The sequence below is a fragment of the bacterium genome (assembly GCA_020444325.1).
Taxonomy (GTDB): Bacteria; Bacteroidota; Ignavibacteria; order SZUA-365; family SZUA-365; genus BM516.
The window spans coordinates 289,986-311,427 of the sequence record JAHLLD010000003.1 but is presented as its reverse complement, the minus strand read 5'-3'; the positions used below and the strand labels follow the sequence as shown (position 1 = coordinate 311,427).

At 55.7% G+C, this 21,442-nt stretch carries 20 protein-coding genes and 1 tRNA gene; all 21 read left to right on the top strand.

The window, feature by feature from the left end; genetic code table 11:
• The first annotated feature begins 1 nt into the window (after position 1).
• Positions 2-961, top strand: coding sequence for a nitronate monooxygenase (locus KQI65_06055; GenBank protein MCB2204295.1), 960 nt, complete (start codon positions 2-4; stop codon positions 959-961).
• Between the two features lie 72 nt (positions 962-1,033).
• Complete coding sequence (porQ, locus tag KQI65_06050; GenBank protein MCB2204294.1) at positions 1,034-1,981, top strand: type IX secretion system protein PorQ; 948 nt, start codon at positions 1,034-1,036, stop codon at positions 1,979-1,981.
• 14 nt (positions 1,982-1,995) lie between these two features.
• Positions 1,996-2,820 (top strand): CPBP family intramembrane metalloprotease, encoded by an 825-nt coding sequence (locus KQI65_06045; GenBank protein ID MCB2204293.1) that lies wholly within the window; start codon positions 1,996-1,998, stop codon positions 2,818-2,820.
• An 86-nt stretch (positions 2,821-2,906) separates the two neighbouring features.
• Positions 2,907-3,623: a pyridoxine 5'-phosphate synthase gene (locus KQI65_06040; protein MCB2204292.1), complete on the top strand. Its 717-nt coding sequence runs from the start codon at positions 2,907-2,909 to the stop codon at positions 3,621-3,623.
• A 76-nt stretch (positions 3,624-3,699) separates the two neighbouring features.
• Positions 3,700-3,776 (top strand) — tRNA-Val (locus KQI65_06035).
• Positions 3,777-3,852: 76 nt separating this feature from the next.
• Positions 3,853-5,763: a threonine--tRNA ligase gene (thrS, locus tag KQI65_06030; protein ID MCB2204291.1), complete on the top strand. Its 1,911-nt coding sequence runs from the start codon at positions 3,853-3,855 to the stop codon at positions 5,761-5,763.
• Positions 5,764-5,823: 60 nt separating this feature from the next.
• Positions 5,824-6,387 (top strand): translation initiation factor IF-3, encoded by a 564-nt coding sequence (gene infC / locus KQI65_06025; GenBank protein ID MCB2204290.1) that lies wholly within the window; start codon positions 5,824-5,826, stop codon positions 6,385-6,387.
• Between the two features lie 78 nt (positions 6,388-6,465).
• Positions 6,466-6,654, top strand: a complete 189-nt coding sequence (gene rpmI / locus KQI65_06020; GenBank protein ID MCB2204289.1) for a 50S ribosomal protein L35 — start codon at positions 6,466-6,468, stop codon at positions 6,652-6,654.
• A gap of 23 nt (positions 6,655-6,677) precedes the next feature.
• Positions 6,678-7,025, top strand: coding sequence for a 50S ribosomal protein L20 (gene rplT / locus KQI65_06015; GenBank protein MCB2204288.1), 348 nt, complete (start codon positions 6,678-6,680; stop codon positions 7,023-7,025).
• A gap of 107 nt (positions 7,026-7,132) precedes the next feature.
• Complete coding sequence (pheS, locus tag KQI65_06010) at positions 7,133-8,131, top strand: phenylalanine--tRNA ligase subunit alpha (GenBank protein MCB2204287.1); 999 nt, start codon at positions 7,133-7,135, stop codon at positions 8,129-8,131.
• A gap of 2 nt (positions 8,132-8,133) precedes the next feature.
• Positions 8,134-10,509 (top strand): phenylalanine--tRNA ligase subunit beta, encoded by a 2,376-nt coding sequence (pheT, locus tag KQI65_06005; protein MCB2204286.1) that lies wholly within the window; start codon positions 8,134-8,136, stop codon positions 10,507-10,509.
• A gap of 29 nt (positions 10,510-10,538) precedes the next feature.
• The gene (zapB, locus tag KQI65_06000) at positions 10,539-10,901 is read left to right on the top strand and encodes a cell division protein ZapB (protein ID MCB2204285.1); all 363 of its coding nucleotides are present in this window, start codon (positions 10,539-10,541) and stop codon (positions 10,899-10,901) included.
• Positions 10,902-10,957: 56 nt separating this feature from the next.
• Entirely contained in the window at positions 10,958-11,245 is a 288-nt protein-coding gene (locus KQI65_05995; GenBank protein MCB2204284.1) for a cell division protein ZapA, read from the top strand.
• A 254-nt stretch (positions 11,246-11,499) separates the two neighbouring features.
• The gene (gene rny, locus KQI65_05990; GenBank protein MCB2204283.1) at positions 11,500-13,068 is read left to right on the top strand and encodes a ribonuclease Y; all 1,569 of its coding nucleotides are present in this window, start codon (positions 11,500-11,502) and stop codon (positions 13,066-13,068) included.
• A 15-nt stretch (positions 13,069-13,083) separates the two neighbouring features.
• A complete protein-coding gene (coaE, locus tag KQI65_05985; protein ID MCB2204282.1) occupies positions 13,084-13,728 on the top strand; it encodes a dephospho-CoA kinase in 645 nt (214 codons plus the stop codon).
• A complete protein-coding gene (gene nadB / locus KQI65_05980) occupies positions 13,725-15,335 on the top strand; it encodes an L-aspartate oxidase (GenBank protein ID MCB2204281.1) in 1,611 nt (536 codons plus the stop codon). The genes coaE and nadB overlap by 4 nt, the downstream gene beginning before the upstream one ends.
• Positions 15,336-15,407: 72 nt before the next feature.
• Positions 15,408-16,712 carry an exodeoxyribonuclease VII large subunit gene (xseA, locus tag KQI65_05975; GenBank protein ID MCB2204280.1) on the top strand — a complete coding sequence of 435 codons (1,305 nt, stop codon included), beginning with the start codon at positions 15,408-15,410 and terminating at the stop codon, positions 16,710-16,712.
• Positions 16,693-16,926 (top strand): exodeoxyribonuclease VII small subunit, encoded by a 234-nt coding sequence (locus KQI65_05970; protein ID MCB2204279.1) that lies wholly within the window; start codon positions 16,693-16,695, stop codon positions 16,924-16,926. Before xseA ends, KQI65_05970 begins: the two co-directional genes overlap by 20 nt.
• Before the next feature lie 25 nt (positions 16,927-16,951).
• The gene (gene dxs / locus KQI65_05965) at positions 16,952-18,874 is read left to right on the top strand and encodes a 1-deoxy-D-xylulose-5-phosphate synthase (GenBank protein ID MCB2204278.1); all 1,923 of its coding nucleotides are present in this window, start codon (positions 16,952-16,954) and stop codon (positions 18,872-18,874) included.
• 135 nt (positions 18,875-19,009) lie between these two features.
• Positions 19,010-20,329: a phosphodiester glycosidase family protein gene (locus tag KQI65_05960; protein ID MCB2204277.1), complete on the top strand. Its 1,320-nt coding sequence runs from the start codon at positions 19,010-19,012 to the stop codon at positions 20,327-20,329.
• 2 nt (positions 20,330-20,331) lie between these two features.
• Positions 20,332-21,441, top strand: a complete 1,110-nt coding sequence (ribD, locus tag KQI65_05955; GenBank protein ID MCB2204276.1) for a bifunctional diaminohydroxyphosphoribosylaminopyrimidine deaminase/5-amino-6-(5-phosphoribosylamino)uracil reductase RibD — start codon at positions 20,332-20,334, stop codon at positions 21,439-21,441.
• The last annotated feature ends 1 nt before the right edge of the window (position 21,442 follow it).

Genomic DNA, 21,442 nt, shown 5'->3' with positions numbered 1-21,442 from the left:
CATGCAGACACGCGTCACGGAACTCTTTCAGATCCGCTATCCCGTCATCCAGGCCGGCATGGTCTGGGTGTCGGGCTGGCGGCTGGCTTCGGCCGTTTCCGAAGCAGGGGGATTGGGACTGGTCGGCGCAGGGTCGATGAAACCTGACTTGCTGCGCGAGCATATTCGCAAGGCGCTGGCAGCGACCGATGCTCCGCTGGGAGTGAACATTCCGTTACTGCGCGGAGATGCTGACGAACTCGTTTCCGCTGTCATCGAAGAAGGAATCCGCATCGTCTTCACCTCCGCTGGCCATCCCGGGAAATACCTCGAACCCATGAAGAAGGCGGGCTGTGTCGTTGCCCATGTTGTGCCATCGGTCAAACATGCACGCAAGGTCGAGAGCGTCGGCTGCGATGCCGTTGTCGCCGAAGGCTTCGAGGCGGGGGGACACAATGGCTACGAGGAGACGACGACGCTCTGTCTGATTCCCCAGGTCGCCGATGCGGTCTCCATACCTGTCATAGCAGCGGGGGGTATTGCAGATGGACGCCAGATGGCGGCTGCCATAGCCATGGGCGCAGACGGTGTGCAGGTCGGCACGCGTTTCGCTGCAACGACCGAGTCTTCCGCCCACGATGTGTTCAAGCAGAAAATCGTCGAGGCGGGTGACGGCGCGACAGTCCTCACCATGAAGAAAGTCGCTCCCGTGCGCCTCATTCGTACGCCCTTCGCGCTGCGAGCCGTCGAAGCGGAGCAGTCCGGCGCATCGGCGGAGGAACAGCGAGAGCTGCTTGGCCGCAAACGTGAGATGCTCGGCATGTTCGAGGGCAACGTCGAAGAAGGAGAGTTCGAATCGGGACAGAGCTGCGCGCTGGTCAGCGACATCCCGTCCGCTTCCGAAGTACTGCAGCGCATGCTCGGTGAATATTTCGACGCACGGCAAAGACTTTCCGCTCTCGGCGGTGAGACGCAGTCATGATTTTACCCTTGCATGCTGTCGCTGATTCCATGTAGATTTGCCTCATTATCCGTTAGCCAAGGAAATCCCCAGATGAAATCACACGCGTTGCGATCCCTGCTGCCCCTGCTGCTTGTTATCACTATGGCGGGACAGGCAAGTGCACAGGAAAATGCAGTGTTCGATTTTCTTCGTATGCCCATGAACGCCCGTGCGGCCGCACTGGGCAATACCTATCTCACCGCTCGCAACGACGCCAGCATGCTGTTCAGCAATCCGGGTGCGCTCAGTTCCATCGAGGGTCCGCAGGCCTCCGTGGGCTTTGTCAAGCATCTGCTCGATATCAATGCCGGGTATGCGGTCTATGCGCAGGAGATGAAGGACATTGGCTGGGTCAGCGCCGGTATCACGTATGTGAACTACGGCTCCTTTGACGAAACCGACAAGTTCGGCAACACGCTCGGCAGTTTCGGTGCTTCGGATCTTGCGCTGAGTCTCGGTTACGGAAACCGCACGGGGAATCTCCATTATGGCGGCGCGTTGAAAATGATCTACAGCTACATTGAAGATTACAGTGCGAGCGGAGTCGCGGTGGATGCCGGCGTTTCGTACTACATCCCGGATCAGCAGATGGTACTGGCTGCGGGTATTTTCAATGCGGGCACACAGATCAGCAGCTTCGGCGAAGAAAACGAAACGCTGCCATTCGACGTGCGTCTCGGTATCGGAAAAAAGCTCGAGCATCTCCCACTCACCGTCATGCTGAATTTCCACAAGCTCAATGAGGAAGAAGACGATTTCTTCGCACGTTTCAAGAAATTTTCCATTGGTGGAGAATTCGAACTGAGTTCCGTGCTTCTCGCGCGCGTGGGATACAACAACGAGCAGCGCAGCGAATTGAAGATCGGGAATTCGGCCAAGCTCGCCGGTTTTTCTGGCGGCTTCGGTATCCTCATCTCGAATTACGTCGTTGATTACGCGTATAATTCCTTCGGTGAAATCGGGTCCATGCATCGCTTCTCGATTTCCGCAACACTGTAGCCGGGCCGTCACCCGTGTGGAGTCCTGAAGAAAAAACGAAAATTGAAGAGCGTTCCCTGCGGAACGCTCTTCGTACGTTTATCGCGGAAGTGCGGCTTACCCCGCGGGACGTCACCCTGGTTTTCCTTGTCACCGCCGTGGCCGGAATCATCTCCAGCAAATTCGGCAGCAAACGCTTCTTTTTCGATCAGTGGTATCAGCAGCTGGGGCGTGACCCGCTGTATGAACTCTATCAGTATCTGTACTGGTTCGGCAGTGAGTTCCTCATTTATTTTCTCCTGCTTCTGCCGGTCATCCTTTTCCTGCACCGAAGAACGCTCGGGTCGTTCGGACTCGGGGTGGGGGACTGGCGTTTCGGACTAAAGGTTTCCGGGATCTTTTACCTCGTCATGTTTCCCATACTCTGGGTGGCGAGCAGTGCCGCTTCCTTTCAATCCGTCTACCCCCACGCACAGCTCGTGCGAGGCGATTGGACCCTTTTCCTCATCTACGAAGCCGCGTTCATCCTGTATTTCATCGGCTGGGAATTCATCTGGCGCGGGTACGTCCTTTTCGGTCTGCTGAAACACACCGGCGCCGCTGTTGCCGTGCTCGTGCAGATGCTGCCTTTCGTCATCCTCCATTTTGGGAAGCCCATTCCGGAAACCTTCGGGTCCATTGCGGCCGGCATCGCACTTGGCGCGCTCGGTGTGAGGACGAAATCGTTCTGGTATGCCGTGCTGCTGCACTGGAGCGTCATGCTCACCATTGACACCTTCGCAACACTGCGCTTCCGCAGCGGGGTGGAAGGCATCTCACCTGCAGATTTCCTGGCCGCGATTTCGGCACTCTTCGCCTGAATTCCTATATTTGTACATGAGTATCGTTTCAGGGACATCGCGTACCCTGCAACCGAGTGTTTCCAGTTCGATGAAGAGGTAAAAACATGCGTCTCTGTGTCAATATCGATCATTTCGCAACGCTGCGGGAAGCCCGGGGCGGACTCGAACCGGATCCGGTCACCGCAGCGCAGATATGCGAACTGCATGGGGCCGAAGGAATTGTGTGTCATCTGCGTGAGGACAGAAGACATATCAACGATCGCGACCTGCGTCTGCTCAGGGAGATGGTCAAGACGAAACTCGATCTCGAAATGGCCATTACCGATGAAATCCTGCAAATCGCTGTTGAAACGCTGCCCGACCTGGTCACTTTCGTTCCCGAAAAACGCAAGGAACTGACGACGGAATCCGGTCTCGACGTGCAGCGTGAAGCGGAGAAAGTCGCCCAGGCCGTGCGCATGATGCATGAAAACGACATCGAAGTCAGTCTCTTCGTCGATCCCATTGACGAGCAGATCGAAGCGGCTGCCGAGACGGGAGCCGATATCATCGAGATTCACACCGGAGAATTCGCCAACGCACGCAGCATGGAGGAAATGGCAGAGCATCTCGAGCGCATCAAGGCGTCCGCCGCGTTTGCCAGGACACTCGGTCTCGGCGTGAACGCCGGCCATGGCATCGATTATCATAATGTGCGCTACATCACACCGATTCGGGAAATCGAAGAGGTGAGTATAGGCCATTCGCTGGTTTCACGCGCCCTCTTTGTCGGTCTCCCCACAGCGGTGGAAGACATGGTGCGTCTCGTGCGCGGATTCTAACCGTTTTTTCTCACATTTTTCTTTAAGTACTATTGCTTTATCCGTAGTCCCTGCATATATTTGGAGACCTTTCGTCGGGTTCTTAGCTCAGTTGGTTAGAGCGCTACCTTGACATGGTAGAGGTCACAGGTTCGACTCCTGTAGAACCCACCATTCTCGCAAGAGGAAAAAATCGGAGCGCATCCGATTTTTTCGTTATACACACGCAGAGGCAGGATCAATGGCTGACATGATTCACATAACCTTCCCGAACGGCGATTCCCGAGAATTCGCCGCCGGTGTTACCGGACGCGAGGTCGCGGAGAATATCTCTGCAGGTCTTGCCCGGCAGGCCCTGGCCGTCATGGTCGACGGCAAGGTACGTGACCTGAATCAGCCGATCACGTCCGACGCGGAAGTGCGCATCCTTACCTGGAAAGACGAAGAAGGGAAGGAAGTGTACTGGCACAGCTCGAGTCATCTCATGGCGCATGCTGTGCAGAAGCTGTATCCCGGCGCAAAATTCGGCGTTGGTCCGGCGATCGATGAAGGTTTCTATTACGATATCGACGTCGACCACACGTTCACCCCCGAGGATCTCGAGAAAATCGAGAAAACCATGCTCGCTCTCGCGAAAGAGGACGATGCCTTCCAGCGCAAGGAAATCAGCAAGCAGGAAGCCCTCAGCATGTGGGGCGGGAAGGACGAGTACAAAATTGAGCTTATCGAAGGCTTTGACGAAGACGAGGAAGTCATAAGCTGCTACAGCGAGGGTGACTTTACCGATCTTTGCCGCGGTCCTCATCTGCCGTCCGCCGGGTACATCAAGTACGTCAAGTTGCTGAATGTTTCGGGCAGTTACTGGAAAGGCGATGCAAAGAACAAGCAGTTGCAGCGCATTTACGGCATCAGCTTCCCGAAGAAAAAGGAACTGGAAGAGTACATCGAGCTTCTCGAGGAAGCTCGCAAGCGTGACCATCGCAAGCTGGGCAGGGAACTCGAACTGTTCAGTTTCCATGACGTTTCTCCGGGCGCGCCGTTCTGGCTGCCGCGCGGCATGCTGCTGTTCCGTGAATTGCAGAAGCTGATTCGCGAAATGCTCGACGGGGCCGGGTACGATGAGATTCTCACCCCGATCCTCGTCAAGAAGGATCTCTGGGAGCAGTCCGGTCACTGGCAGCATTACAAAGAGAACATGTTCCTCGTTGAAGACGGGGAAGATCAGATCTACAGTCTCAAGCCGATGAACTGTCCCGAGAGCACCTACGTGTACCGCCACAAGGTGCGCAGTTATCGCGATCTGCCGCTGCGCTATTCCGAGATCGGCACCAATCATCGCAATGAACTTTCCGGTGCGCTCAACGGCATGTTCCGTGTGCGTCAGTTCCATATGGACGACGCGCATCTCTACGTGCGTCCCGATCAGATTTTCGACGAAATTACCGCACTGATGAAGCTGGTCGATCGTTTCTACAAGCTTTTCGGCTTCGAGCCGATGTATGCACTATCCACGCGTCCTGAAGACGCCATGGGTGCGCAGGAGCTGTGGGATACGGCGGAAAAGAGTCTGGCCGACGCGCTCAATGCGAACGGTATCGACTACAAACTCAATCCCGGCGACGGTGCGTTCTACGGTCCGAAAATCGACATCAGCGTACGCGATGCGCTGCGGCGTTCCTGGCAGCTTGCCACCATACAGCTGGATTTCCAGATGCCCGAGCGCTTCGAACTGGAATACATCGATGAGAACAATGAGCGGCAGCGTCCCGTCATGATTCACCGGGCCATCATGGGTTCGATGGAGCGTTTCATCGGCGTGCTCATTGAGCATTTCGGCGGGTTCTTCCCGACCTGGCTGGCTCCCGTGCAGGTTGCCGTACTTCCGATCAGCGACAACTTCCTTGACTATGCGGACGAGGTTGTTTCCACACTCTCTGCCGCAGGCATTCGTGCCGAACGTGATGCTCGGAACGAAAAGGTGGGCTACAAGATTCGCGACTGGGAAACCAAGAAGGTGCCGTATATGCTTATCGTCGGTGAAAAGGAGATGAGCAGCCGGAGCGTATCCGTGCGGCGGCATACCGAAGGCGACCTCGGTTCAAAGTCGCTTGAGGAATTCAGCAGCGAAATTCTCTCAGAAATAAAAATGAAGTCACTTTAACATTCCGGAGGCAACACGGGTACTTTTAATCGTCCCCAGAGGACAAGACGGAAGACACGCATTAACGACGAAATCACGGCGAAAGAAGTTCGTCTGATCGACGACGACGGCTCCCAGCTCGGGATCGTCTCTCCGCGCAAAGCGCTCAGCATCGCGGAGGAAAAGGAATTGGACCTTGTCGAAATCGCACCGCAGGCAGCCCCGCCTGTGTGCAAGATCATGGATTACGGCAAGTATCGCTACGAGCAGCAGAAAAAAGAAAAAGCGCTCAAGAAAAAGCAGCAAACCGTTTCCGTCAAGGAAGTGCGTTATCACCCGACTACAGACACGCATGACTTCGATTTCAAGCTTCGTCATGCGCGTCAGTTCCTGCTCGACGGGAACAAGGTGAAAGCGTCGGTTGTCTTCCGTGGCCGGCAGATGGCACATCAGGAGCTGGGGCTCGAGCTCATTCAGAAGCTCAAAGCCGCACTCGAAGATATCGCCATCGTCGAAAAGGACCCCAACATGGAAGGTCGTTCCATGATTGCCATTTTTGCCCCGGACAAAAAGAAAATATCCGACCTGGAGAAACTGGCCCAGGAAGATCTTCAGGAAGATCTTCAGGAAGAACAGGAAGATTAGGCCACTGGATCAAGTCCTGAAAAAGTTGTATATTACTTAGCTTTATAGTTCGATCGAATCCAACAAGGAGTTGCAGACATGCCCAAGATGAAAGTGAAGTCCGGCGCGAAGAAGCGTTTCAAAGTGACCGGCACGGGCAAGATCAAGCGCGTCAAAGCATACCGCAGCCATATCCTCACCAAGAAGTCGACCAAGCGCAAACGCAATCTGCGCCAGGCGACGATGGTAGACAAGGCTGATGAGAAGCGTATCAAATCGATTATCTAATACCATAGAACACAGGTGAATTCATGCCCCGTTCAACCAATAAGGTCGCTTCGCATCGTCGCAGGAAGAAAACACTGCAGCGCGCGAAGGGCATGTACGGTGCAAGCAGCAAGCTGATCTCTGTTGCTAAACACCGCGTTGACAAGTCGCTGCAATACGCATACCGCGACCGTCGCGTGAAAAAACGTACCATGCGCAGTCTCTGGATTACGCGCATCAATGCCGCCGCGCGCATGCACGGTGTCAGCTACTCGCGTCTGATTGACGGCCTGAACAAGAGCAATATTGACATCAACCGCAAAATGCTGGCGGACATCGCCATTCACGACAGCAACGCATTTGCCGAGATCGTGAAGCTGGCGACTCAGTAAACAATTCTCGACCGTATGGCGGGCATTGCATGGAGCGTCGTTCTCACATGTTGTGCCCGTTTTTTTATTTCCGCTGATCCGACAGGAGAAGGATAGTGAAAGAACGCATCGAAGCCATGCTGGAGGAGGTCCGGCAGGCGGCCAATGAATTGAAAGACACCGACGCCGTCGAACGTTACCGCATCGCGTACCTGTCCCGTAAAGGCAAAATCGCACAGATGTTCGAAGCGCTCAAAGATGTGCCGAAAGAAGAAAAACCGGCAACCGGGAAGGCGCTGAACACGCTTCGTCAGACTGCACAGCAGCTTCTTGATGCCGCTGCCGCAGCTCTGGAGCAGACATCGAAAGGTGGAACAGGCGTCGACCTGTCGCTGCCGGGCAGACGGCCGGGCAGGGGGCACATGCATATCGTTTCACAGACGGTGGATGAAATCAGTGCGATCTTTCGCCGCATGGGCTTCAGTGTCGCGGATGGACCCGAGATTGAGACAGACCATTACAATTTTGAGGCACTGAATTTTCCTGCGGATCATCCCGCACGCGATATGCAGGATACGTTCTTCCTGACCGATGATCACCTGCTGCGCACGCACACCACGCCGGTGCAGGTGCGGCTCATGGAGAAATATCAGCCGCCGATTCGTGCAATCTTCCCGGGAAAGGTGTATCGCAACGAAGTGATTTCCGCGCGCAGTCACGTGCAGTTTCATCAGGTCGACGGACTCTTTGTCGATCGCGATGTCACCTTCGCCGATCTGAAAGGCACCCTCGTCACCTTCGCGAAAATGTATTACGGCAGTGCGCTGAAATATCGTTTTCGTCCCAGCTTCTTCCCATTCACCGAGCCCAGCGCTGAAATGGATATCAGCTGCTATCTCTGCGGCGCGAAAGGCTGCCGCGTGTGCAAGCATACGGGCTGGCTGGAAATTCTCGGCTGCGGTATGGTGGATCCCAACGTCTTCGCCTCCGTCGGCGTCGACCCGGAAGAATACAGCGGCTACGCCTTTGGTATCGGTATCGAACGTACCGCCATGCTGCGGCATGGACTCGATGACATCCGCCTTCTTTTTGAAAACGACATGCGCGTCAACCATCAATTCAACTGATCATGCTTTTATCTAAGAACTGGCTGCAAAAATATGTCGAGCTTCCCGAGAGCGTGGAAGAACTCGACGCTCTGTTAACTGATGTCGGTCTTGAGGTTGAATCCATTGAAGATCGCCGCGATGCCTTCAAGAATATTGTCGTTGGTGAAGTACTCACCTGCGAGAAGCATCCGAATGCTGACAAGCTCTCGGTGTGTACCGTCGGCGACGGAGAAGGGGAGCACACCGTGGTATGCGGTGCACCTAATGTCGCTGCTGGACAAAAGGTGATTTTCGCACGCGTCGGAGCCGTGATGGACAAGCTTGGTTTCACCATCGATCGGCGGAAGCTGCGTGGTGTGGAATCTGCCGGCATGATCTGTTCAAGCTCTGAACTCGGTCTCGATGAGAATCATGATGGAATCGCCGTTCTGCCCGCATCCGCTGAACCGGGCATGCCGCTTTCCGAACATCTCTCCTACGACGATGTGATCCTGGGCATCGGCACCACGCCGAATCGCGGTGATGCACTGAGCCACATCGGTTCCGCTCGCGACATCGCGGCGGTGAAGAATACCCCGCTGCATCGTCCGCAGCCTCCCGCACTCGAAGTGCCGGATGCGATGGACTTTGAAATTACGATTGAAGCAGAAGAACTCTGTCCACGCTATTCCGCGGCGATACTCGAGGGTATCACCGTACAGGATTCACCCGACTGGCTTGCTACGGCATTGACGGCGGTGGGTATTCGTCCGATAAACAACATCGTGGACGTCACGAATTATGTCATGATGGAAATCGGACAGCCCATGCATGCCTTCGATTTTCGTCAGCTTTCCGGCAACCGCATCGTGGTGCGTCCCTCAGCCCCGGGTGAGCAATTCACGACGCTCGACGATGAAAAACATGAACTGCCGGATCAGTCGCTGCTGATCTGTGACGGTGAGAAACCTGTTGCGCTGGCCGGAGTGATGGGCGGACAGAATTCCGCGGTATCCGATGATACGACCACCATTCTCCTGGAGAGCGCGCATTTCAACGCTTCCTCCGTGCGACGCACTGCCAAGCTGCTCCAGATGTCCACCGATTCCAGCTACCGCTTCGAACGCGGTTCGGATCCTGGCATTACCGTCTGGGCATTGCAGCGTGCAGTGGAGCTGATACAGTCCACCTGCGGCGGCACGGTTCGCGGCGTCTACGACAACGTGGCCAAAGCCATTGACAAACGGGAAGTATCCCTGCGTCCCGCATTCACGAATCGCATACTCGGCATCAATATTCCCGCCGACGAACAGAAGCGCATTCTCGAAGCGCTGGATATTGAAGTGAATGATGAAGGCGAGAGCTGGCGCTGCCTGGTGCCCACATTCCGCAGCGATCTGGAACGTGAAATCGATCTCGTCGAGGAAGTCGCCCGTATTCACGGGTATGACAACATCCCCGTTCCGGGACGCATCGAAATGCATGTGGGTGATGGTTTTGACGCATCGGCCTTTCAGAACAGGCTGCGCCAGCTTCTGCTCGGCTTCGGCTGTGATGAAGTCCTTTCATCGAGTCTCGTTCCGCGTGATCACGCTGCTATCGGAGAGATGAAAGACCGTGTTGCTCTCGTTCAGAATCCCGTCAGCAAGGAGCGTCCCGCTCTTCGCACGGGGATGCTCACCTCACTGCTCGAAGCTGTAGACGTCAACATTCGCAATGGTCATCCCGCACTGCGCGTGTTTGAAATCGGCAGCGTGTTTGCAAAGGAAGGGGAGAACAGCTTCAGCGAAAAGAAAATGCTCGGCGTCGCCATCACGGGCAATGCTGTTGCGCGCGCCTGGAACGAGGATGAACGTCCCTCGGATTTCCATGATCTCAAAGGGATACTCGAAGAATTGCTCTCCGCGCTCTATCTTGACAAAGAGAGTATCTTTTACTATGATAGAACCAGTACTTTAAGTGATCAAGTTCTAACGCTTGAAGTCAAAGGAAGATATGCAGGTCAAGCTGTTGAAGTTTCTGATGCGATCCTCGCAAGATTCGGCATTGACCAGCCTGTTTACTATGCAGAGTTTGAAATAGCGGAACTGGAAGCTGCACTTCCTGACCGGCAGATGTATCGTCCCGTTCCGCGCTATCCAAGCGTCACGCGCGACCTGGCCATGGTTCTGAGTACTTCAGTGCAGGCCCGTCAGATTGAAGACGTCGTGCGTTCCGTGAATCCGGCCCATTTGCGCAGCATGCGCATCGTCGATGTGTTCACACATGAGAGCCTCGGGACGGATAAGAAAAGCGTGGCATTTACGATGAGCTTCCAGGCGGAAGATCACACGCTCACGGATGAGGAAATCAGCACGGCTGTCAATGCTGTTGTCGACGCTGCGAAAAAGGAACTCGGCGCTGAATTGCGCATTTAACGGTTTCGTTCATTCAAACGGATGTTCCGATGGTGCAAGACGACATGCCGCCGCAGGGCGGAGATGCTCAGAATCCGGTACAGCAGGCCCTGCAGGGTCTGTGGGATCGCGCCCAGAAGGCGGCGGACATGATCACAGAGCTGCGTTCTCACAACAGGGAATTGCAGGCTCGTGTTGAAGAACTTGAGACCGCCATGCGTGACCAGCAGGCGACGCTCACCGATAGAGACAACAAAGTTAAGGAGTTACAGGAAAAATCTACGACGCTCTCATCTGTTGATGTTGGCGAGGGACTTTTATATCTTTCGCCAGATGAAAGAGAGGCTTTGGAGCGTCAGATCGATGATCTGATTGCGCGCATCAACGCGCATCTCGGAACTGATACCAGATAAATAAATACGCTTTCATCCGATCGTTATTGATTGTATCCCCATACGTGTTCTGAGACATGGAATCGAAAAGCATACGAGTACGCATATACGGATCAGAGTATCCGCTCAGAGTTGACGATGAAGAACTGACCACTCGCGCAGCCGGGCATCTCGACAAGATGATGCAGGATCTGCATACGCAGATTCCTGACCAACCCCCCGTGACGCTCGCTGTGCTCTCCGCACTCAACGTCTCTGAAGAGCTTTTCCATGCCAATAAGGACAGGCAGCAACTTCACCAAAAAGTTGAACAGGAAATCCGTTCCATCAGCTCGCTTCTTGACAGGGCGATGGACGGGGACTGAGAGACGAAACGGAAGAATACCGCACTACAATCCGATCGCTGGTCGCGTTAAAAAGAACCAACACTTTTTATCTGGGAATCTGACTCTTTCCATCAATTGCAGGCCTCAATCCTCGTGATTCCGCCGCAACGGCGGTGGACAGTGGAAGCAAAAGATGTGAAGGCATTTACCCACTGTGCTTGGCAGGGTTCTTTTTCACCCTCCCCAGCGAAACGGGGTAGTGCGGTTTCTTTATTCTGGAGGTTTGAATACATATGCAAGTAGAACTTTACTGGTTGCTGCCAACCGTGGTCGCGCTCTGTGCGGCATTCCTTTTTCTCGGTTGGTTTATCGCGGCACGCGTCAGCCAGAACAAGATCTCCGTCGCTGAACAGCGTGCGCAAGAGATCGTCGAAGGGGCCGAAAAGGAGGCCCAGAATCTGAAGAAAGAAAAGCTGCTGGAGGTGAAGGACGAGTGGTTCCGGAAGAAGCAGGAATCGGAAAAGGACCTGAACCGGCAGCGCAATAAACTGCACAATCGTGAGAAGCAGCTCAGCAACCGTGAAGACAATCTGAAGAGCAAGCTCGAGCTGGTCAGCAAAAAGGAAGTCGAGCTCAAGCAGTCTGAAGCGGAATTCCTTGAAAAGCAGACTGAACTCGACGAGCGCCGCCAGCGTGTCCATGAGATCATCGCCGAGCAGACCGAAAAACTCGAACGCGTTTCCGGTCTTTCCCGTGACGATGCACGCAACATGCTGATCGAGACGCTTACGAGCGACGCGAAGCTGCAGGCCGCTCAGCAGCTCAAGGAAATCCGTGACGAGATGAAATCCACGGCCAAGAAGGAAGCACAGCGTGTGATTCTGCAGGCCATTCAGCGTACGGCGTCCGATCACTCTGTCGAAACCACGGTGTCGGTACTCAACCTGGCGAGCGAGGATATGAAGGGCCGCATCATCGGTCGCGAGGGACGCAATATCCGCGCCTTCGAAGCGGCGACGGGTATCGACGTCATCGTCGACGATACGCCGGAAGCCGTCATTCTCTCGGGCTTCGATCCTTTCCGCCGTGAGGTCGCACGTATCGCCCTCGAAACATTGATGGCCGACGGTCGCATCCATCCCGCACGCATCGAGGAAGTGGTCGAAAAGGTGCGCAAAGACCTGGAAGAGGAAATCTTCCGTGTCGGCGAAAACACGCTTCTCGATGTTGGCATTCACAATGCGCATAATGAAATCAAGCGCATGGTCGGTAAGATGAAGTTCCGTTCCAGCTACGGCCAGAATCTGTTGCAGCACTCCGTCGAAGTGGCGTGGCTCTGCGGCATCATGGCGACGGAACTCGGATTGGATCCGAAGATCGCCACGCGTGCCGGACTCCTGCATGATATCGGCAAGACGGTGGATCGTAATGTCGAAGGTCCCCACGCGCTGCTCGGTATGGAAATCACGAAGAAATTCCGCGAACACCCGATTATCGTCAATGCCGTCGGGTCCCATCACGACGATATCGAGATGGAGTCCCCGTACGCTCCGCTCGTGCAGGCGGCTGACGCCATCAGTGGCGCGCGTCCGGGTGCCCGGCGTGAATCGCTTGAAGGCTATGTCAAACGGCTCGAGAAACTGGAGAACATCGCTACCGGTTTCGAGGGCGTGGCGAAGACCTACGCCATCCAGGCGGGTCGCGAAGTGCGCGTCATGGTCGAACACGACCGTATCGACGATACGCTTGCCGATCAGCTTGCCAACGACATCGCCGAAAAGATTCAGAGCGAAATGGAATACCCCGGACAGATCAAGGTGACTGTCATCCGGGAAAAACGTGCCATCGCATTTGCCCGCTGACGCGGATCGAAAGGCATGAGTGAACAGCAAAAACAGCACAACGCTCCCGATCTGCTGATCGGTCTCACCGGCAGCATCGGAGCGGGAAAGAGTACCGTCGCCTCCATCATCGAGGAACAGTACCCTGTATTGAACACGGACCGCATTGCCCGCGACATTATGGAGCAGGACGATGCGGTCCGTGATGCTATTATCGACCGCTTCGGCATGCAGGCCTATCTTTCGGACGCCTCGATCGACAGGCGTTTCCTCGCGGAGCTGGTTTTCGAAGACGCGAAAAAACTCGCCGATCTGAATGCCATCGTACATCCTCCTACAGTGGATGCGGTCAATGCACGCGCGGCTGAACTGCATGCTGAAGGGAAGCGCATGGTCTTCGTTGAATCCGCATTGATTTTCGAAGCGGGACTCGATGAACAGTTCGCCTTCATCGTCGCCGTGATCGCAGATGTGCAGATCGCCAGGGAGCGCGTCATGAAGCGTGACAACGTCGATGCCGCCGCAGTCGAGCGGCGCATGCGCGTACAGCTCCCACCGGAGGAAAAGGCCGACCTGGCCGATTTCGTCATACGCAACAACGGCAGCGAAGAAGATCTTCGCCGCAGTACCAACGCCATTCTCACCATCCTCAATAGCCTGGGTACCCGGCCGGCGGCATGAACGCAGCGTATCAGAGCGACGTCCTTGTTATCGGCAGCGGTATCGCCGGACTGTTCTACACTCTCAAGGTAGCGGACAGTTGCCGCGTCGCACTCGTGACCAAGAAAGAAACGGTGGAGTCGAACACCAATTATGCGCAGGGCGGGATTGCATCCGTCTTCGCTGATGACGATTCCATGCAGCTGCATATGGAAGACACGCTGCAGGCGGGGAAGGGGCTCTGTCACCCCGACACGGTCGAAATGGTGGTACGCGAAGGTCCCGCTCTCGTGCGGGAACTGCTGGATCTCGGCGTTGGATTTACCTCCGGCACCACAGGTGATCTCGATCTGGGCAGGGAAGGCGGACACTCGCGCAACCGCATCGTCCACGCCCGGGACTATACCGGCAGGGAAGTCGAACGCGTCCTCGTGGAAACGGTGCGCAATCATCCGAACGTCACCGTGTACGAAGATCATATCGCCATCGATCTGATCACCGAACACAACCTGCGTGACCGGCCGGATATGCCGGGGGACGATATCCATTGCTGGGGGGCGTATGTGCTTGACAAGGATACCGGCCTGGTACATCCTTACCTGGCGAAAACAACGGTAATCACTGCCGGGGGCTGCGGGCAGGTGTATCAGCATACGACGAATCCTGAGATCGCAACGGGTGACGGCATCGCCATGGCCTACCGCGCCGGCGCAAAAGTCGCCAACATGGAATTCATCCAATTCCATCCAACGACACTGCATCATCCTCAGGCACGGTCATTTCTCATCTCGGAAGCCGTGCGAGGCTACGGTGCCGTATTGCGAAATCGCTCGGGTGAACGATTCATGGAGAAATACGACGACCGTCTCGAACTCGCCCCTCGTGATGTGGTGGCTCGCGCCATTGACAGCGAGCTCAAGCGACGCGGCGAGGAGAGTGTATTCCTGGATCTGCGACATCTCGATGCTGACAGCATACGCGATGCATTCCCTAGTATCTACGAGAGATGTAAGCAGGTAAACATCGATATTACAACGGATCTCGTTCCCGTTGTTCCAGCAGCGCATTATACCTGTGGTGGTGTTGTTACCGATAAAGACGGACACTCGACCATCAATGGACTCTTTGTTGCCGGGGAGGCGGCGATGACGGGCCTGCATGGAGCAAATCGTCTCGCCAGCAATTCTCTTCTTGAAGCGCTGGTGTTTGCCAATCGTGCTGCGCTCGCAACTGTGCGTGAAGACTGTCCGGCTCCTCCGGTTGACGATATCGCTCCGTGGGACGACAGCGACACCTATAACACGGAAGAATGGGTACTGATCTCTCACAACCGCCGGGAAGTCCGCACCCTGATGTGGGATTATGTGGGCATTGTACGCTCCAATCTCCGCCTTCAGCGGGCCCGGCGTCGGATGGATCTCCTGACAAAGGAAGTCGAGGACTTCTACAAACGCACACACGTCTCTGAAAAGCTCATTCAGCTGCGCAATATCACCCTTTTGGGAAGTCTGATAATCAACAGCGCTCTACGGAGACGTGAAAGTAGGGGATTGCATTACACCACGGACTATCCGGAGACGGATGCCTCACTCGATCGCATCGACACCACACTATCATTATTCGACTGATGATGTTGCCTGCGCTCTGTACCCAGCGATTTTTCCATCATTCGATCCTTCCATTTTTCCTATAATGGATAAATGCAGTCTAACAGGGACGAACATATCCTCACCATATCGCAGCTGACGCGGCAGATCAAGGATGTGCTTGAACGCCAGTTCGGCACGGTGTCCGTCGCCGGGGAAATCTCCAATTTTCATCGGCATTCCTCCGGCCACTGGTACTTCACGCTGAAGGACGTGGACGCACAGCTCTCAGCCGTGATGTTTCGCGGAAGCGCGCAAGGCGTGTTTTTTCGCCCGGAAAACGGGATGGAAGTTGTGTGCACCGGGCGTCTTACCGTCTACGAACCTCGTGGGAATTACCAGATTGTCGTCAGCGCCATGCAGCCACGCGGCGCAGGTGCATTGCAGATCGCGTTTGACAAACTGAAGCGGAAACTCCATGACGAAGGGTTGTTCGACGACGCGCGGAAACGGGCATTGCCTCCGTATCCCTCCACGGTGGCGCTCGTGACATCGAAAACAGGCGCTGCGGTGCGAGACATGATCAGTGTCATTCGCAGGAGGAATCCCAGCGTGCAGCTGGTCATGCTGCCTGTCCAGGTACAGGGCGCTGTCGCGGCACAGCAGATCGCGGACGCCCTCGACCTCTGTAATGAGTATAATCTGAGCGCGAAAGATACCGGTATCGACGTCATCATTACGGGCAGGGGAGGCGGATCGATCGAGGATCTCTGGGCATTCAACGAGGAAATCGTTGCCCGTGCTATCGCTCGATCGCATATCCCCGTTATCAGTGCGGTAGGACATGAAGTCGATTATACCATCGCGGATTTCGCTGCGGACAGACGCGCGGCCACACCCTCCGTCGCCGGCGAGATCGTGGTGCCTTCACGAAGTGAACTGCTCCGGGACCTTGAAAACATTACGTTTACTGCATGGAAATTCGTAGATTCCAGTCTGTATGCGCGTCGCCAACAGCTTCGTTTGCTTCTCGGAGACCGTGCCTTTTCGCGGCTTGAAGGACAGCTGAGCAGCGCCGTTCAGACGGTTGACGACAGACACGAACGTATGCGCCGCAGCGTGAAGCAGGCGCTTGACAGCAGACGGCATGGCATCGAGCTCGCGGCTCAGCGACTCGCTGCTCAGGAGCGCAGCATTGAGAAACGAACGCACACCGTAGAGGTGCTCAAACAGCGTCTCGCGGCGCATAATCCCGCCCACTTCTTCCGCAGGGGCGCCGTGTTGATACGTCGCGGCGACGAACCCGTCACCTCCGTCCATCAGCTGCAGCCCGGCGATTTTATCTCACTCACTCTGCGCGATGGAAATGCGCAGGCCAATATTCTTCAAACGGAAGACCATGGCGAAAAAGACAAATGAAACCTTCGAAAAGCAGCTTGCGCGGCTGAACGAGATCGTGCAGAAGCTGGACGACGATGACACCGCTCTCGAAGAAAGCATGAAACTCTACGAGGAAGGGATTGTTATCGTCGAAAAATGTGTTACGTATCTGTCTGAAGCTCGACAGAAAATCAAGGAATTACGTAAGCGGTCTGACGGCGTATTCGAACTGCTCGACGTCGACGAAGAATAGTACCCCAGAAACAACCCTGGTTCGCATGTCCACCTCATCACATACACCCATTCTTGACAGGGTAAACGATCCCTCCGATATCCGGAAGCTCGAAGCAAACGACCTTCGGCAGCTCTGTGCGGATATCCGCACATTTTTGATCGATAATGTCGCCCGTACGGGTGGACACCTGGGTGCAGGGCTCGGAACCGTGGAACTGGCGGTCGCGCTGCATTACGCGTTCCAGACACCGGAAGACAAGATTATCTGGGATGTCGGCCATCAGGCGTATCCGCACAAAATTATCACAGGACGCAAGGATCGTTTCCATACGATTCGCCAGTATGGCGGTATCAGTGGTTTCCTCAAGCGGAAGGAGAGTCCATACGACGTCTTTGGTGCGGGACATGCCACCACATCCATTTCAGCAGCGCTGGGCATCGCCGTTGCGCGTGATTTCAAGGGAGAAGACTACCGTGTGGTGAGCGTCATCGGTGACGGCGCCATGACGGGAGGAATGGCGTATGAAGCCATGAATAACTGCGGACTGCTGAAAAAGAATATGGTTGTGGTCCTCAACGACAACAACATGTCCATCGCACCGAATGTCTGGGCGATTTCCAATTATTTCAACGAGATCATCGCCTCACCGACATACAACCGTTTCCGCGCGAACATCTGGGATCTCGCCGGGAAGCTCGACCATATCGGCGACCGTCTCCGTAAGGTCGCAGCGCGACTCGAGGGAGGAATCAAGTCCGTTCTTACCCCCGGAATGCTTTTTGAAGCGCTCGGTTTCCGTTACTTCGGTCCCATCAGCGGACACAACGTGGTGACGCTTACAAAGATTTTCGAGGAAGTGCAGGACTGGAGTGGTCCCGTCCTTGTGCATGTCATCACCCAGAAGGGCAAAGGCTATGCGCCGGCTGAGAAGGACGGCATGAACCTTCACGGTGTGAGTCCCTTTGACAAGATGACCGGCAAGTCGCCGAAAAGCGCTTCGGTCGCACCGAGCTACACCGCGGTGTTTGCCGATGCACTGGTGGACCTCGTTCGGGAGAACGACAGGGTCGTCGGGATTACGGCCGCGATGTCTTCAGGTACCGGACTCGACAAACTGCAGCGTGAGGAACCCGATAAATATTTCGATGTCGGCATCGCCGAACAGCATGCGGTGACCTTCGCGGCCGGAATGGCCACCGAAGGCTACGTTCCCGTGACCGCTATCTACTCAACGTTCCTGCAGCGCGCGTTCGACCAGGTTATTCACGATGTCGCCATCCAGGATCTGCACGTCGTGTTCGCCATTGATCGGGGCGGACTCGTCGGTGCTGATGGGCCCACGCATCATGGGGCGTACGATCTCAGCTATCTGCGCGTCATACCGGGACTGGTGATCATGGCGCCTGCTGACGAACAGGAACTTCGCGACATGCTTTACACCGCTGTGGAGCACAAGGGTCCCATTGCACTGCGCTATCCGCGCGGCAAGGCGTCAGGACTCGAATTGCGCAAGGAATTCCAGCAGGTTCAGATCGGCAAAGCCGTCTGTCTGCGGAAAGGCGAGGACGTTGCCATTCTCGCTGTCGGCAATATGGTGTCGTATGCCATGAAATCTGCCGAGCTGCTGCAGAACGGCGGCATCAACGCCGAGATCGTAAACATGCGTTTCGTCAAACCACTTGATACCGATCTGCTTGACGATATCGCGACGCGCTTCCAGTACGTTCTTACTGTTGAGGACAATGCCGTGCTCGGTGGTTTCGGTTCGGCAGTTGCGGAGTATTTTGCACAGAAGAAGCTTCCGAACATGCATCTCCGCGTCCACGGTTTGCCGGACGAGTTCATCGAGCAGGGCTCGCAGGAGGAACTGCATCGCAGTCTCAATCTCGATGCGCTCGGGATTGCGCGTACTGCAGCCGATCTTGCCGGTGTCACGCTCAGTACAGCTGTTGAAAATATTGCCTGACCGCGCGGAAGGATGAATCCTCATACCGTATCTTTACGCGCTGTAGCCCCATCGACACTCGCGGCCCGCATATTCCATGGCGTGCGCAGCTCATCACAAAAACACTTTCTGCGACATGTGAGCATTGTCTCTGTCATGCTCCTTTGCGCCGTGTTGCTGACGCCTTCAGTGGCGCAGGCTCAGCCGGACCGCGAAACGGCGCTGCCGCCTGACAGCAGCCGCGAGCTGGCCCCGGGCGTATTGTATTCGCATGCGTACGTACCGAAGACCCGGCTCTCCGTGCATACCCTGCAGATTGACCTCAAAAACCCTCTCGTTGGTGTGAGACTGGGGAAGGGACTCGATCACATTTCAGGACTCGAACAGGTACACAGCATACTGCATCGTTACGACAGTATTGTGGCCCCTGTGCGTGTGCTGGCAGGCTGCAACGCAAACTTCTGGAAGGCCGGCACGATTCATCCCATGGGTCCCACCGTCAGCGACGGAGAACTGCTGATAGCACGGCAATACAAGAACTGGTCGTCTGTCGCTTTCACGGAAAACAACACCGTGGTCATTGACACCTTCCGCATGGACGTCACAATGCAGACGCGGCTCGGGGATATCCCTGTCAGCCGCCTCAACCGCAGGGTCGACTCCGCCGAAGTCGTACTGTACACGTCATTTTTTGGTCCCAGCGTCCCGTTCATCGACACACTCGGCATACGGGAATCCTCACGTGACACCATCACCGATGATTCCGAATCCGCCATCGATACGCTGATCATGGCGAAAATGGACAGCGTGTGGTCGATCAGTCCCGAATCCGGCACGCTGAAACTGCAGTTCACTTACCTGTATCCGCCTGCGGCGAACACGATCATCCCATGTCGGGTGACGGGAATGGACACCGGTTTCGTTGCCATACCCGACAACGGTGGCGTACTCTCATTCGGGAAAGGCCCTTTCCCGCTGTTCTCCTCACTGTTCGTGGGCGACACCTTTTCGATAGCCAGCCGGCTCGATCCCGTCGTTCCTGGACCTGTCGTACAGATGACGGGCGGCACGCCCCGCATCGTCCGCGACGGGGAAGTGAGTGTGGAATGGGAAGAAGAAGGACTCCGGAAAACACGCTTCGTCGAGGGACATTACGGCAGAAGCAGCATCGGTGTGTCCCGCAGCGGTGATACGCTGATTCTCATCACTGTCGAACCTTACAATCGCAGGCACAGGCGCAGGGGCGTTCCACTCGCCACACTGGCCCGGCTGCAGATTGCACGCGGTGCCTGGCAGGCGATGAACCTTGACGGCGGCAGCAGTGCCACCATGGTTGTGGAAGGAGAAACGCGTGTTCCACTGAGCGGCAATCGCGGCAGCAGAAAAATTTCCACGGCCTTGATGGTGTACGAGCGGTTGGGTATTGTTACGGGACGGGAATTCCCGAAAATTCGGAAAATCATGCGACTCGAGTAGCCATGAAAAAAGACAGCCAGTACATGATGAAGTGCCTGCAGCTGGCGGAGCGGGGACGCGGCAGCGTCGAACCCAATCCCATGGTTGGCTGCATCATCGTCAATGGCGGACGCATTGTCGGCAAGGGATGGCATCAGCAGTACGGCGGTGCGCATGCGGAAGTCGAGGCCCTGCGGGACGCCGGAAGCAAGGCGCGTGGAAGCACTGTGTATGTCTCACTCGAGCCCTGCAACCATTTCGGCAAAACGCCACCTTGCAGCGAAGCGCTGATTGAAGCAGGAGTGCGCAAAGTCGTCATCGGCATGCCCGATCCGAATCCCGACGTCACTGGCTCCGGGGCCGAACGGCTTCGCCAGGCGGGCATCGCCGTAGTCGAAGATGTCGAGCGCGAACGCTGTGAGGCACTCAATGAAGTGTATCTCGTAAACGCCGTGCAAAAGCGTCCCTTCGTGCTCTGCAAGGTCGCGCAGACAATGGATGGCTACATCGCTGCGATGAAAGGCACCTCGCACTGGATTACCTCCGAGGAATCCCGCACGGAAGTGCATCGCCTGCGATCGCTGTACGATGCCGTCCTCGTCGGCGCGGAAACCGTACGGAAGGACAATCCATCACTCAACGTCCGTCATATCAAGGGTCGGCACCCGAAACGCATCGTGCTTACGCGTTCCTGGAATCTTCCGCAATCCGCGGTTGTATTCAGTGATGAACGAAAAGATGAAACCATCGTGGTGACCTCGAAGAAAAGCGCACGTGAGCATGGGGAGTCCGTCGCGCGCTTCCGCAAGCGTGGAGTGCAGGTGCTCGAAGCCACGACGGACGTCATGGAATTCGCATCCCTCAAGGCGGCTCTGACGACGCTGTACAGCAAGTACGGGATTCGCTCCATACTTGTCGAGGGAGGAGCCGAGATCTTTTCAGCGTTTCTCCGGGCACGATTTGTGGACCGACTGGACGTGTTCACCGCTCCAAAGATCATTGGGCAGGGAAGAGGGGCTTTTTCCGCGTTGCGTCCCCTGCATCTCTCCGATGCCTGGCGTTTCCGCGTTGAGGACGTCCTTCGCATGGGCGACGATGTCTATACTATTCTCAGACCAGCACGGGAGGATTGAG

Excerpts from the sequence above, each read along its gene's own strand:
- rny (MCB2204283.1), top strand. The coding sequence starts at position 11,500 with ATGCAAGTAGAACTTTACTGGTTGCTGCCAACCGTGGTCGCGCTCTGT.
- KQI65_05970 (MCB2204279.1), top strand. The coding sequence starts at position 16,693 with ATGGCGAAAAAGACAAATGAAACCTTCGAAAAGCAGCTTGCGCGGCTG.
- KQI65_06055 (MCB2204295.1), top strand. The coding sequence starts at position 2 with ATGCAGACACGCGTCACGGAACTCTTTCAGATCCGCTATCCCGTCATC.
- thrS (MCB2204291.1), top strand. The coding sequence starts at position 3,853 with ATGATTCACATAACCTTCCCGAACGGCGATTCCCGAGAATTCGCCGCC.
- porQ (MCB2204294.1), top strand. The coding sequence starts at position 1,034 with ATGAAATCACACGCGTTGCGATCCCTGCTGCCCCTGCTGCTTGTTATC.
- rpmI (MCB2204289.1), top strand. The coding sequence starts at position 6,466 with ATGCCCAAGATGAAAGTGAAGTCCGGCGCGAAGAAGCGTTTCAAAGTG.
- KQI65_05960 (MCB2204277.1), top strand. The coding sequence starts at position 19,010 with ATGCTCCTTTGCGCCGTGTTGCTGACGCCTTCAGTGGCGCAGGCTCAG.
- dxs (MCB2204278.1), top strand. The coding sequence starts at position 16,952 with ATGTCCACCTCATCACATACACCCATTCTTGACAGGGTAAACGATCCC.
- coaE (MCB2204282.1), top strand. The coding sequence starts at position 13,084 with ATGAGTGAACAGCAAAAACAGCACAACGCTCCCGATCTGCTGATCGGT.
- pheT (MCB2204286.1), top strand. The coding sequence starts at position 8,134 with ATGCTTTTATCTAAGAACTGGCTGCAAAAATATGTCGAGCTTCCCGAG.
- KQI65_05995 (MCB2204284.1), top strand. The coding sequence starts at position 10,958 with ATGGAATCGAAAAGCATACGAGTACGCATATACGGATCAGAGTATCCG.
- KQI65_06040 (MCB2204292.1), top strand. The coding sequence starts at position 2,907 with ATGCGTCTCTGTGTCAATATCGATCATTTCGCAACGCTGCGGGAAGCC.
- ribD (MCB2204276.1), top strand. The coding sequence starts at position 20,332 with ATGAAAAAAGACAGCCAGTACATGATGAAGTGCCTGCAGCTGGCGGAG.
- nadB (MCB2204281.1), top strand. The coding sequence starts at position 13,725 with ATGAACGCAGCGTATCAGAGCGACGTCCTTGTTATCGGCAGCGGTATC.
- xseA (MCB2204280.1), top strand. The coding sequence starts at position 15,408 with ATGCAGTCTAACAGGGACGAACATATCCTCACCATATCGCAGCTGACG.
- zapB (MCB2204285.1), top strand. The coding sequence starts at position 10,539 with ATGGTGCAAGACGACATGCCGCCGCAGGGCGGAGATGCTCAGAATCCG.
- rplT (MCB2204288.1), top strand. The coding sequence starts at position 6,678 with ATGCCCCGTTCAACCAATAAGGTCGCTTCGCATCGTCGCAGGAAGAAA.